Origin of the sequence: Streptomyces profundus, assembly GCF_020740535.1 — a bacterium.
Lineage (GTDB): Bacteria > Actinomycetota > Actinomycetes > Streptomycetales > Streptomycetaceae > Streptomyces > Streptomyces profundus.
Genome location: NZ_CP082362.1, coordinates 7272086 through 7284140, shown reverse-complemented (window position 1 = coordinate 7284140; position 12055 = coordinate 7272086). Strand labels below are relative to the sequence as shown.

Sequence of the window (12055 nt, the reverse complement as noted above, 5' to 3'; positions counted from 1 at the left end):
GCAGGATTCGCTTGTTATGCGCAGGCCTGCTCGGGCTAGGTCTGGGTGCCGTCGGTGTTGCGGGTGAGCTGTTGGAGCACTCTGACCGTGGTCGCGTAGTCGGCGTCGTCGATGCCCCGGTGGATGCGGGCTCGGATGGCGGGGGCGTGCCGCTTGAGGTCGAGGCGGGCCTCCTCGCCCGACTCGGTGATCCACAGTCGTCCCTCGGCGTCGCGGGTGAGCCAACCGCGCTCCAGCAGGGTTCCCGCCTCCGCCTTCAGATCGTCCCCGGGTCTGAGGTAGGAGCTCATGGCCCGCTGGAGTTCGGGGACGGTCATACCTCGGCCGTCGGGTGAGATGTCGTTCTTCGACAGATTGCGCAGCAGCCAGAACTGGGGCTGGGTGAAGCCCAGTTCGGCTTGTCGGGCTCGGGTGAAGGAGATGACCGCCTCATGGGCCACCCCGGTCCAGTAGGCGGCCGGCTGTGCGGCGAGTTCGGCGTCGGAGGCGTGCTGGGTCGTCATGGGTGGGCTCCTCAGAAACGATCGCTGTCGCGAGCAGCGTAGAACCTCAAGTTAAGTTGAGGTCAAGACGGAGCGGCGGCGGCCCGGCACGCGCCGCCCTTTCCGTTTCAGAGGCTCGCCGGCCCGGGTTCACTTGCTGGTGACGCTCCATGTGCCGTCGCCGGCCGCCGCGGCGTTGTTGAGTGCGACCCACGCGGCGTCCCCGAGCTTGAAGGCGTCGCGGAGGTAGGCCGAGATCGCGTCGGCGACGAGGGCGACGCGGGCCGGGTCCTCGTCGGTGGTCTCGGCGACCATCTCGCCGGCGAGGCCGCCGAGGGTGTGTTCGCCCTCGGCGATGGCGAGGAGACTCTTCGGGGACGGGCTCAGGTGGTAGGCGTCGGTGAACCACTCCGGCCCCCGGGTGGAGAGCTGGGACTGGTCCTTGCCGCCCGCGACGACCAAGGCCGGGGCGGCCATGGTGGAGTAGTCCGGCCGCATGAACGGCAGGTGTTCGACGGCGAACGGGGTGAGCGTTTCGCCGGTTCCGGTCGCCGCGATCAGCGCGCCGGCCGAGACCGCGGGGTGGGAGAGGTCCTCTCCGGGAACGCCGTCGGCGTCGAGTACGCGCGCGCCGAGGACCACGCCGGCGCTCTGGGCACCCCAGGAGTGGCCGACGACCGCGACCCGCTCACGGTCGACGCGGGACTCCAGGTCACCAGCTTGGAGAAGGATGTCGCCGAGGCCGTCCAGGACCGCGTGGAGGTCGGCGACGCGGACGCGCCAGATGGTGGCGAAGCGCGGGTCGTCCCACCCGATGCCGTTGCGGCGGGAGTCCAGGTGGGTGGGCCGCACGACGACGAATCCGGCGGCTGCCCACCGGTCGACGAGAGGTTCGTATCCGTCCATGGACCACGCGTTGCCGTGGGAGAACACGATGACGGGGAGGTTGTGACCTGCCAGCGGGGCGGTGACCTTCACCTGGAGCTCGACGCCGCGCCCCGGCGCGGGAACGGTGATGGGCTTGACCGAGAGGATCCGCTGGTCGAGGGGGCGGGAAGACATGGGGGACCTGCGCTTTCTCCCTGGGGTCGCTCTGCCATACTTTGGCGGAGCGTCGTTCCGCCAACTTAGCGGAACATTGTTCCGCGAGCAAAGGGAGGGTCTCGTGCCGGAAGCAGTCGGGGTACGCCAGGCGCAGGCGCAACGCACCCGCGGCGCCGTGCTGGCGGCTGCGGCGGCGGTCTTCGTGGACCAGGGCGTCCAGGCCCCCATCCGCGACATCGCCGAACGTGCCGGCGTCGGCATCGGCACGATCTACCGGAACTTCCCGAGCCGGGCCGACCTCGTCACGGCCGTCTACCGGCACCAGATCGACACCTGTGCCGCGCTCGCGCCCCAGCTCCTGGCGGAATCGGCCTCTCCCTTCACCGCCCTGACCCGCTGGGTCGACGCGTTCGTGGACTTCCTGGTGACCAAGCACGGCCTCGGTGCCGCCCTGGGGTCCGGTGATCCGGGGCTGGAGAACCTCCACACCCTCATGCTCGACACCCTGCTCCCGGCCTGCGCGACGCTGCTCGACGCCTGCGCCGCCGCCGACGAGATCAACCCCGGCATCACCGCCTACCCGCTCATGCGCGCCATCGGAAACCTCTGCATCACCGGCCCCGACTACGACCAGGCCGACGCCCAGCACATGGTCGCGACCCTCCTCGCCGGATGCCGTCACCAGGCATAGCGGCAGGAGCCGCCCGCTTCGGATCTCTGTGACCCGAGCGGGCCGCCCGCGTTCCGCCAGGGGGGCGGTCAGGGCAGGAGTTCGACGTATCCGTCGGTTCCGTGCACGCGGATCCGCTGACCGTCCGGGATCAGCCGGGTGGCCTCCGCCACGCCCACGACGGCGGGCAGGCCGTACTCCCTGGCGACCACCGCGCCGTGGGTCATCACGCCGCCGACCTCCGTCACCAGGCCCGCGATGCCGAGGAACAGCGGCGACCAGCTCGGGTCGGTGAAGGTCGTGACCAGGATGTCGCCCGCTTCGAGATCGGCCTGAGCCATGTCGAGGACGACGCGGGCCCTGCCCTCGACGGTCCCGGCGGAGACCGGCAGGCCGCTCAGCGCGCCGGCCGGCACGTCGTCGCGCCGGTAGGCCCCGGTGAGGGCCTCACCGTCCGAGGTGAGCACCCGGGGGGTCGTGAGCGCCTGGTAGGACCGGAACGCCTCCTTGCGCCGCTGGACGAGCCGGTCATCCGCCCGGTTCGTGCGCACCACATCGTGGAGTTCCTGGAAGGTGAGGTAGAAGATGTCCTCCCGCTCGGGCAGCACACCGGCCCGCACGAGGCGTTCGGCCTCCGCCAACAGGGCCCGCTTGTAGACGAGGTAGCGGCTGACGATGCCGTACTTCGGGTACTCCCGGTAGCCGATGAAGGTTCTGACCCGGTCGATCATCCGCTTGGTCTCCGCGGCCTTGCGCTCGCCGTCCGGCAGGGCCCGCAGGCGGGCCAGGACGTCCTGTTCCTTCGCCCACGCCTTCCGCCGCCCCTCCTCGAAGCGCCGCTCGGCGGCGCCGGGTTCGAAGTTCCTGACGTTGTCGAGGATCGCGGGCACCAGCGCGGTGGGGCGCTCGCACCACCGCGGCCTCGTGATGTCGATCTCGCCGACGCAGCGCATGCCGTACCGGTCGAGGTAGGCCGCCAGGGCGTCGCGCGCCTCGGCCCCGCCGGCGGGCTTCGCCAGCTCGTCCAGGAAGCCCTGGTCCGGGGAGCCCTCGTCGACGGCCCCCCTCCCTACGGCGGTTCGCAGGAACGCCACCACCTCCGGATGCGGGCGGATCACGTCGGCGAGGTCGAGCAGCGCCAGTCCCATCCGGGAGGTGACGTTGTCGGGCGCGGACAGCGTCAGCGTGTCGGCCGCGTTCTTCTCGCCCAGCCACTCCCCCAGCCGGTCGTTGAGCCACCAGCTGGCGTCCATCCCCGCCATGATCGCCCGCAGGCTCAGCGGATCGCTGAGGACGCTTCGGTGCTCCTCGAAGGCCGCCAGCAGGAAGTCGAAGAGCGCCGGCCCGGTCTTCGTCCGGATATCGCGTTCCAGGGCCGCGATGGACGCCCGGCTGCGTTCGACCAGCTCGGTGACGACGGCCGGATCGGTCTCGATCGGCGCCGGCGCACCGCCGGCGGGCGGCCCGCCGGGATCCGTGTCCGGGCGCGACGGGACGAAGTCGTCCTGGTCGAGGACGGTCTCCAGAGCGTCCCTGATCAGCGGATCGCCCCGCCCCATCACCTCCAGCAGCCCGGCGCGGCTCGCGGGCGAGGTCAGGCGCGAGGTGACGTCGACGAACAGCCTGCCGCCCGCCTCGTGCATCGGCACCATCGCCGTCAGCCGCCACACGGAGAGCCCCAGGGGCTTCATGGCGTCGGTCATCATCTGCCCGTGGCCGACGGAGACATAGACGCGGTTCTCCTGGTCGCCGGCCTCGGGGACGGGGAACAGGGTGGTGATCGGCCGGCTCTGCGTGATCTGGAAGTCATCGTCGGCCAGACACCACTCGATGTCCTGCGGGCGGCCGAAGTGCGCCTCGATCCGCCGCCCCAGCCGGACGAGCCGCACCACCTGCGCGTCCGTCAGCGCCGGCTGTTCCCGCCGCAGCGGGTCGACCGCCACCTCCCGGGTGCCGCCGGCCGGCAGGGCATGCACGGCACGCTCCTTGGCGGCGATCGTCCTGGCAACGACCTCGCCGTCGCGCACCGTGAAGACGTCCGGGTTCACCAGGCCGGAGACCAGGGCCTCGCCGAGGCCGAGGCCGGCGTCCACGGTGGCGACCTTCCGGTTGCCCGTGACGGGGTCGGCCGTGAACAGGACGCCGGCCGCCCGGGGAAGGACCATCCGCTGCACCACCACGGCCATCAGGACCGCGCGGTGGTCGATGCCGTTGCGCTGGCGGTAGACCACCGCCCGTTCGGTGAACAGCGAGGCCCAGCAGCGGCTGACGTGTCGGAGGATCGCCGCCGGCCCCACCACGTTGAGGTAGGTGTCCTGCTGGCCGGCGAAGGAGGCCGTCGGCAGGTCCTCCGCCGTCGCGCTGGATCGGACGGCGTAGGCGTCCCGCTCGCCGAACCGGGCGAGCGCTCGGGTGATCGCCGCCGCGAGATCGCCCGGGACGGCGGTTCCCTCGATGGACCGACGAATCCGCGCGCTGAGCTCGCGGACCGCCTCCCGGTCGTCCGGGTCCAGGCGCGACAGCTGATCGAGCGGGTCGTCGATCGACGGCGCCTGTGCCACGATCCGCCGGAAGGCGTCCGTCGTCACGCAGAAGCCGTCCGGCACGCGGACGCCGTCGATCCGCGACAGCCCGCCCAGGTGCGCTCCCTTGCCGCCGACGAGCGCGATCCGCGTCTCGTCGACCTCGCGGAGATCCCGCACATACCGCTCGGTCATCGCGCCACCTCCGAGGCAGCGGTGTTCCCTCGCCTCACCGGCGCCGGCGCGCACCCCGGCACCGGCGCCGATCCCCTCGCCGGTCCGACGTCACCGCGTCCCCCACACGTCGACAACACACGCACGTCGTGCCCTCATTTCCGCTGGTTGTGGCCTTGGCCGACGATTTTGCGGCACCCCCCGGGTCTTGCCGCAAGCCCCCCGGTGCGCTATACGTTGAGAGTGGCAAGGAGCGCGGTCTCCTTGCCCTTTGTGTTTGTGCCGTCGATGCCGTCGGCCCTCGGGCGCGGCCAGGCGGCCCCGATCGTGGCCCGGCCCTCCCGCCCGGGTCGGCGGGGTCGACGCGGGCGGGGTTGGGCATAGTGCGCACCCCGCGGGGCCCAAGCGGTGGGTGGTTGGGCGATCTGCGCGACTTCCTCGCCGGATCTTGTGCGACCTCCCGGACCGGTGATCTCCTCGTCCGCAACGATCACGCCCCGACATCGCGCGGCCGACCGTGACCCGGTCCTGAGCCGGCCCGACCGGTGCCGGGGCCAGCCCGGCGCGCTCCGTCCGCCGCCGTGGTCCGTCCCGTCCCACAGCCGGTCGCGCGTGTCGCGTCGGCCGGATGTGCCCAGCACGAGGAGACCGTTCCGCCATGACCACCGCACCCGCCGCCCGGCGGACCACGGCTGCCACCCTCGACGCGCTGCGCGAGATCGAGGACCGTGTGCTGTGGCTGTCCAGCGCGATCACGCACCACGCCAACCGGGTGCGCCCCAACCCCTCGGGGCTCAAGGTCGGCGGCCACCAGGCCTCGTGCGCCTCGATGGTGTCGATCATGACGGCCCTGTGGTTCCGTCATCTGCGCCCGGAGGACCGGGTCTCGGTCAAGCCGCACGCCTCGCCGGTCCTGCACGCGATCAACCACCTGCTCGGCGAGCTCGACGCCTCGCACCTGTCGACGTTGCGTGCCTTCGGCGGCCTCCAGAGCTACCCGAGCCGCACCAAGGACCCGGACCCCGTCGACTACTCCACCGGGTCGGTCGGCATCGGCGCCACCGCGACGATCTGGGGCGCCCTGGCCCGGCGCTACGCGGACGGGACCCCGGGGGCCGGCTTCGCGGGGCGGCAGTACGCGCTGGTCGGCGACGCGGAGTTGGACGAGGGCGCGGTGTGGGAGGCGGTGCTCGACCCGGGCGTCGCCGAACTCGGCGAGCTGGTGTGGATCGTCGACCTGAACCGGCAGTCCCTGGACCGCGTCGTGCCGCACATGGCCGCCGGCCGCCTGCACGGCATGTTCGCCGCGGCCGGCTGGCAGGTGCTCACCCTCAAGTACGGGACGCGACTTGAGGAGCTCTTCGCGCGCGCGGGCGGAGACGCGCTGCGGGCCCGCATCGACGAGATGTCCAACCCCGAGTACCAGCGCCTGTTGCGCTGCCCGGCCGACGAGCTGCGCGAGCGGCTGCCGGGCGCGGGACCGGGAGCCCGGGCCGTCGCCGGCCTGCTGGCCGGGATCGACGACGCGACGCTGATGGCGGCTCTCCGCAACCTGGGCGGCCACGACCTGGCCGCCCTCGACACCGCGCTGTCCGAGGTGGACGACGAACGGCCGACCGTGATCTTCGCGTACACCGTCAAGGGCCACGGCCTGCCCACCGAGGGGCACCCGCAGAACCACTCGTCCCTGCTGACGGAACAGCAGATGCGGGAACTCGCCGCCCGGTTGGGCACCGATCTCGACCGGCCCTGGGAGGGCTTCGCCGCGACGTCCGCCGCTGCCGGCCTGTGCGCGGAGACGGCGGCGCGGCTGCGTCGCGACCCCGTGCCCACGGCCGTGCCGCCCGCGCTGCCCGCCGATATCGGGCGCACCCCGAGCGGGGTGGCGACCACCCAGGCGGCCCTGGGCCGGGTGCTGCTCGACCTGACCCGCACCGCGCCGGAGGCGGCGCGCCGGGTGGTGACGGTCAGCCCCGACGTCAGCTCGACCACCAACCTGGGCGGCTGGGTCAACAAGGTCGGCGTCTGGTCTCCGACGGAGCGGGTGAACTGGTTCGCCGACGACGCCGAGACGATCCTGCACTGGCGGGAGCGGCCGACCGGCCAGCACATCGAGTTGGGCATCGCCGAGACCAATCTGGTCGGCCTGCTGGGAGAGCTGGGCGCGACCTGGAGCCGCTGGGGCGAACCGCTGCTGCCCATCGGGGTGTTGTACGACCCCTTTGTGCAACGAGCCCTGGAGCCCTGGTCGTTCGGCATCTACGCCGGCGGCCAGTCGATACTGGTCGGCACCCCGTCCGGGGTCACCCTCGCGCCCGAGGGCGGTGCCCACCAGTCCGTCACCACCCCTTCCCTCGGCATCGAGCAGCCGGGCTGCACCGCCTGGGAGCCGGCGTTCGCCCTGGACACCGAGTGGACCCTGCTGGCCGCCCTCGCCCGCCTGGGCCGGCCCGACGGTGGCTCCGCCTATCTGCGACTGTCCACCCGCCCCGTCGACCAGACCCTCGCCCGCGTCCCCGCCGACCCGGCGGCCCGCGAACGGCGCCGCCGCCAGGTCGTCGCCGGCGCCTATCCGCTGCGCCGACGGGACGGCGCCCGGGTGACCGTCGCCGCCATGGGGGCCATGGTGACCGAGGCCCTGGAGGCCGCCGACCGGCTCCAGGGAATCGGCGTCCCGGCCGACGTGGTGTGCGTGACCAGCCCGGGGCTGCTCTACCGCGCCCTCGACGCCAGGGCCGGGCACGGGGAGGCCGCCGACTGGATCCTGGACCAGGTCTTCCCCGCGGAGCGCGCCACCCCGCTGGTCACCGTCCTGGACGGGCATCCGCACACCCTGGCCTTCCTGGCCAGCATCCACCACGTTCCGATCCGACGGCTCGGCGTCACCCGCTTCGGCCAGTCCGGCTCCCTCGCTGACGTCTACCGCCACCACCGGATCGACGCCGACAGCATCGTCCGCGCCGCGCTCGACCTCACCGAGTGAACGGCCTTACGGGCGCGGCGAGATGACGGCGGGCGGGGGCGCGTCGGGTCAGCTCGTCTCCCAGAGGAGCCAGCCGTTCGCCATGGGGTCCCAGTCGGGTTGCCAGTAGACCAGGGAGGGTTCGTCGTCCTCGGGGATCGCGGCGACGACCCAGGAGTCCGCCGACTGGCCGACCGGGAGGTGCCGGTCGTCCGGCCGGGCGGTGGACTCGCCGGGTTCGCCCTCGATCGCGAAGGCGTACACGTTGTTCGCGATGGGGATGGTGTCCTCGTCGAAGACGCCGAAGGTGCCAAGGTTGCCGACCCACATGCTGGATGTCAGCGTCATGGTCTCGCCGCCGAGGTTGGTGAGGGTCACCCGCAGATAGACCGGCTTCAGGCCCTCGGACTGGATGGGGTCCATCAGGCCGTCGAGGTCCGCGTGCCGGCCCGTCTCGATCTGGTCGACGGTGACGGAGAGCGCGGTCCGCCCGCCGGCGGAGGGCTCGTAGGGGACGGGCTCGCTGGTCTCGCCGAGACCGTGGCGGTAGACGTCGGGCGCGAGGGTCCTGACCCCGTCGATGACCAGGGCGTCCGCCTCGTCATCTGGCGGGGGGTCCGTGGCCCCCGCCGAGGGGGCCGTGTCGTTCCCTGACGGCGTCGAACGGGCCCGGTCGTCACCGCCGTCGGCGTCGTCGTCGTCGGACGACCGGAGCAGGGCGTAGGCCGAGAAGGCGACGACCACCGCCACGACGGCGGTCACCGCCACGGCCACCGGCCCGAACGGGCGGCGGGGGGCGGGGGGTGGCGGAGCGAAGGGCGGTGGGGGTGGTGGGAGCGGCAGGGGCGGGCCGGCCGTCGTCGCGGTGGCCAGCAGGGCGTCCAGCCGCTCGCCCGATGGCCTGGCGGCCGGGTCCTGGACGAGGAGGGCCCGCAGCGCCGGCCCCAGCGCGCCGGCCCGGGCCGGGGGTGGCGGAGCTCCGTCGAGGACGGCGGCCAGGGTGGCCATCGGGGTGGCCCGGCGCAGTGGGTGGTGTCCCTCGACGCAGACATACAGGAGCACGCCCAGCGACCAGAGGTCGGCCGCCGGCCCTGGCTCGCCGCCTCGGATGCGCTCGGGGGCGAGGTACTCGGGTGCCCGGGGGCCGGTCGGGGAGTCGGCGTCGTCGGCGCCCGAGCCCAGGAAGCCGGTGAGGACCACGCTGCCGTCCGGGTGCGGGACCACCCGGGCGGGCCGGATGTCCCCGTGGGTGAGCCCGGCGGCGTGCGCGGCACGCAGGGCGGAGAGCAGCTGGCGGCCGAGGGCGGCGGTCTCCGACGCGGTCAGCGGCCCGTCGGCCAGGCGATCGGCGAGGGTGCGCCCCGCCACCAGCTCCGTGACGACCCACAGGACGGGGTCGCCCGGCTCCTGGACGATGTGCAGGACCGTCTCCACATGCGGATGGCTGAGCCCGGCCAACGCGCGGGCCTCCCGCAGCGCGCGTGGCTCGGAGCCCTGGGCGGCGTCGGAACCGTCGAGCCGGATCCGTCGGATCGTCACCTCCCGCCGCAGGGCGATGTCCCGCCCCCGCCAGCGTCCGCCCTCGTCCTCGCCGCCCAACGGCTCGACCAACTCGAAGCGCCCGTCCAGGACTTGGCCGCGCTCCCCCTCGTTCACCATGCCGCCGAGCCTATCCAGAAGCGCGCACCGGCCCCGAGGCGCGTACGGCTAGCGGATACCGTCCGGTCCCGCGAGGGCGGCGGTGAGGAGGCGGTGGGCGGTGATCCGGTCGGGGAGGCCCTCGGTGTCGCCGGGGTGTGCGACGACCCCGGCGGCGGTCCGGGCGCCCAGGTCGGCGGCGGCGAGGGGGCGGGCGCCGGCCAGCCGCGCCGCGAGGTACGCGCCCAGGAAGGCGTCGCCCGCGCCCACGGTGTCGAGGACCCGGGTGGGGTGGGCCGGGACGTGCCGCGGGCCCTCGTCCCACAGCCAGCAGCCGCGTTCACCGCCCTTGAGCACCGTCTCGCCGACGCCGGCGGCCGTGGCCGTGGCCAGCACGTCCGCCGGATCCGTGGTGCCGAACAGCGGCCCCGACTCGTCGTCGCCCAGCAGCAGGAGGTCGACGTGCGGGAGCATGCGCCGCATCGTGGCCAGCGCCTCGTCGACGCCGAGGGCGGGGCGCAGGTTGACGTCCAGCACCAGAGCGGTGCCGGTGCCGGCCGTCTGCCGGGCCAGCCGTTCCAGCAGCCGTCGCGGGCCGGGGCCGAGGGACGCGGTCAGGCCCGAAACCACCACGGAGCGTGGGGCGTTGCCCCCGTCGATGAGATCGGCGGCGGACTCGTCGAGGGCGGAGGCGGCCGAACCGGCCCGGTAGTAGGTCACCCGGCGGTGCCCGTCGGCCGGTGTCTCCCGCAGGAAGAGGCCGGTCGGGCGGGCCTGGTCCTCGCGGACCAGCGGGTCGGCGACGCCGAGGTCCCGCACGGCGCGCCGTACCCGGCGCCCGGGGGCGTCCGCCCCCACCGCGGACAGGAACGCGGCCCGGCCGCCGAACCGGGCGACGGCGGCGCACACGTTCAGCTCGGCCCCCGCGACCGAGACCGACAGCGCCTGGGCGTCCTCGATCGGCGACGGGGGCGGCGCCTGGAGGAGCAGCATGGCCTCGCCGACGCCGACGACATCGAGTCGGGCGCCGAGCGGTTCGGGCCGGGGCGGCCAGGTCACGGGGTCTCCCCCGCGTACTCGGCGCGGCCGGCGTGCCAGGCGGCGGTCAGCTCGGCGGCGCGCGCGTGCAGCCCGTCGAAGTCCCCGTTCGCCGCGAGGCGTTCGGAGACGAGGAAGCCGCCCACGCCGACCGCGCGGCAGCCCAGCGCGGCGTACGCGCGTGCGGCTGCGGCGTCGACGCCGCCGGTCGGCACCAGCGGGATGTCCGGGAGCGGGGCCAGGACGGCCCTGACGTAGGCCGCTCCACCGACCGTGTCGACGGGGAACACCTTGACGGCCGAGGCACCGAGCTGCCAGGCCGTGTCGATCTCGGTCGGGGTCAGGGCGCCGCAGAGCACGGGCACGCCGGCCTCGCCCGCGGTGTCGAGCACGGCGGCCGAGGTGGTCGGGGTGACCAGGAACTGCGCGCCGGCCCGCACCGCGCGGCGCGCCTCGTCGGGAGTGCGCACGGTGCCGGCGCCGACCGAGGCGGCGGTGCCCGACTCCCGCCACCGGGCGATGGCCGCCTCGGCCCCCGGGGTGGTGAGGGTGACTTCCAGCGCCTCGACGCCGGCGGCCACGAGGGCGGCGCGGATCCCGTCCGGCGGGGCGGTGTTCAGCCGCACGATGGCGACGACGCCCGCCGGCCCTGGGGCGGTGTGGTGCCGGGTGCTCATCCCTTCACCGATCCCGTCGTCATTCCCTTGGTCAGGAACGGTTCGAGGAGCAGGAAGAGAACGACCATCGGCAGCATCGAGATCAGGCCGACGGCCATCAGTCCCGACCAGTCGACGCTGAACTCGCCGATGAAGGAGGCGATGCCGACGGTGACGGTCCAGCCGTCCGGGTTGCCCATGAGGGTGCGGGCGAAGAGGAAGTCGCCCCAGGTGAGGATGGACGCGTAGGTGAACGTCGCGGCGATGCCCGGTTTGAGCAGCGGGACGATCACGCGCCACAGCGCGCCGAGCCGTCCGCATCCGTCGATCATCGCGGCCTGTTCGATCTCGACCGGGACGGCGTCGACGAAGCCCTTCATCAGCCAGGTCGTGAACGGGACGGTGGCCGCGGTGTTGACCAGGGTGACCGCCCAGAGGTTGTTGACCATGCCGAAGTTGGCGAAGAGCACAAAGGTCGGGATGATCAGCAGCGTGCCCGGCAGCATCCGGCTGAACAGCAGGGTGAAGCCCATCGCCTGCTGCCCCTTGGTGCGGAAGCGGGAGAGGCTGTAGCCGCCCAACGTGCTGACGACCGTGGAGATGACGGCGGCGCCCACGGTGGTGACCGTGGAGTTCCACAACCACTTCAGCACGGGCACATCGCTGAGCACGGAGGTGTAGGCGCTGATCGAGGTGGCGTCGGCTGGTGGGACCAGCGGTGGTTCGGAGACCAGCAGCCGTTCGGAGGGGACGATCGAGGTCATGATCATCCAGTAGATGGGGAACATCAGCACGGAGGTGACCGCGATCGCCAGCGCGAGCAGGGACCACCGGCGTGGGCGGGAGAGTGTGGTGGACATGGGTGCTCC

At 73.3% G+C, this 12055-nt stretch carries 9 protein-coding genes; 2 read left to right on the top strand and 7 right to left on the bottom strand.

Annotation, left to right across the window (positions count from 1 at the left end; genetic code table 11):
• Positions 1-35: 35 nt before the first annotated feature.
• A complete protein-coding gene (locus tag K4G22_RS30345) occupies positions 36-503 on the bottom strand; it encodes a MarR family winged helix-turn-helix transcriptional regulator (RefSeq protein WP_228083673.1) in 468 nt (155 codons plus the stop codon).
• 129 nt (positions 504-632) lie between these two features.
• A complete protein-coding gene (locus K4G22_RS30340) occupies positions 633-1544 on the bottom strand; it encodes an alpha/beta hydrolase family protein (RefSeq protein WP_228083672.1) in 912 nt (303 codons plus the stop codon).
• Between the two features lie 103 nt (positions 1545-1647).
• On the opposite strand from K4G22_RS30340, the gene K4G22_RS30335 reads away from it, so the two are divergent.
• On the top strand, positions 1648-2217 hold the full coding sequence (locus K4G22_RS30335) for a TetR/AcrR family transcriptional regulator (RefSeq protein ID WP_228083671.1): 570 nt from the start codon (positions 1648-1650) through the stop codon (positions 2215-2217).
• A 68-nt stretch (positions 2218-2285) separates the two neighbouring features.
• Here the strand turns inward: K4G22_RS30335 and rph are convergent, their stop codons facing one another.
• A complete protein-coding gene (rph, locus tag K4G22_RS30330; protein ID WP_228083670.1) occupies positions 2286-4913 on the bottom strand; it encodes a rifamycin-inactivating phosphotransferase in 2628 nt (875 codons plus the stop codon).
• 637 nt (positions 4914-5550) lie between these two features.
• Here rph and K4G22_RS30325 point away from each other — a divergent pair.
• The gene (locus tag K4G22_RS30325) at positions 5551-7875 is read left to right on the top strand and encodes a transketolase-like TK C-terminal-containing protein (RefSeq protein WP_228083669.1); all 2325 of its coding nucleotides are present in this window, start codon (positions 5551-5553) and stop codon (positions 7873-7875) included.
• Positions 7876-7923: 48 nt separating this feature from the next.
• Here K4G22_RS30325 and K4G22_RS30320 read toward each other — a convergent pair whose 3' ends face one another.
• From K4G22_RS30320 to K4G22_RS30305, 4 genes are read right to left on the bottom strand one after another with little or no spacing between them, the layout of a single operon-like run.
• Positions 7924-9513, bottom strand: coding sequence for a serine/threonine-protein kinase (locus K4G22_RS30320; RefSeq protein WP_228083668.1), 1590 nt, complete (start codon positions 9511-9513; stop codon positions 7924-7926).
• Positions 9514-9561: 48 nt separating this feature from the next.
• Positions 9562-10551, bottom strand: coding sequence for a sugar kinase (locus K4G22_RS30315; RefSeq protein ID WP_228083667.1), 990 nt, complete (start codon positions 10549-10551; stop codon positions 9562-9564).
• Positions 10548-11207, bottom strand: coding sequence for a bifunctional 4-hydroxy-2-oxoglutarate aldolase/2-dehydro-3-deoxy-phosphogluconate aldolase (locus K4G22_RS30310; RefSeq protein WP_228083666.1), 660 nt, complete (start codon positions 11205-11207; stop codon positions 10548-10550). The genes K4G22_RS30315 and K4G22_RS30310 overlap by 4 nt, the downstream gene beginning before the upstream one ends.
• Entirely contained in the window at positions 11204-12046 is an 843-nt protein-coding gene (locus tag K4G22_RS30305; RefSeq protein ID WP_228083665.1) for a carbohydrate ABC transporter permease, read from the bottom strand. Before K4G22_RS30305 ends, K4G22_RS30310 begins: the two co-directional genes overlap by 4 nt.
• Positions 12047-12055 lie beyond the last annotated feature (9 nt).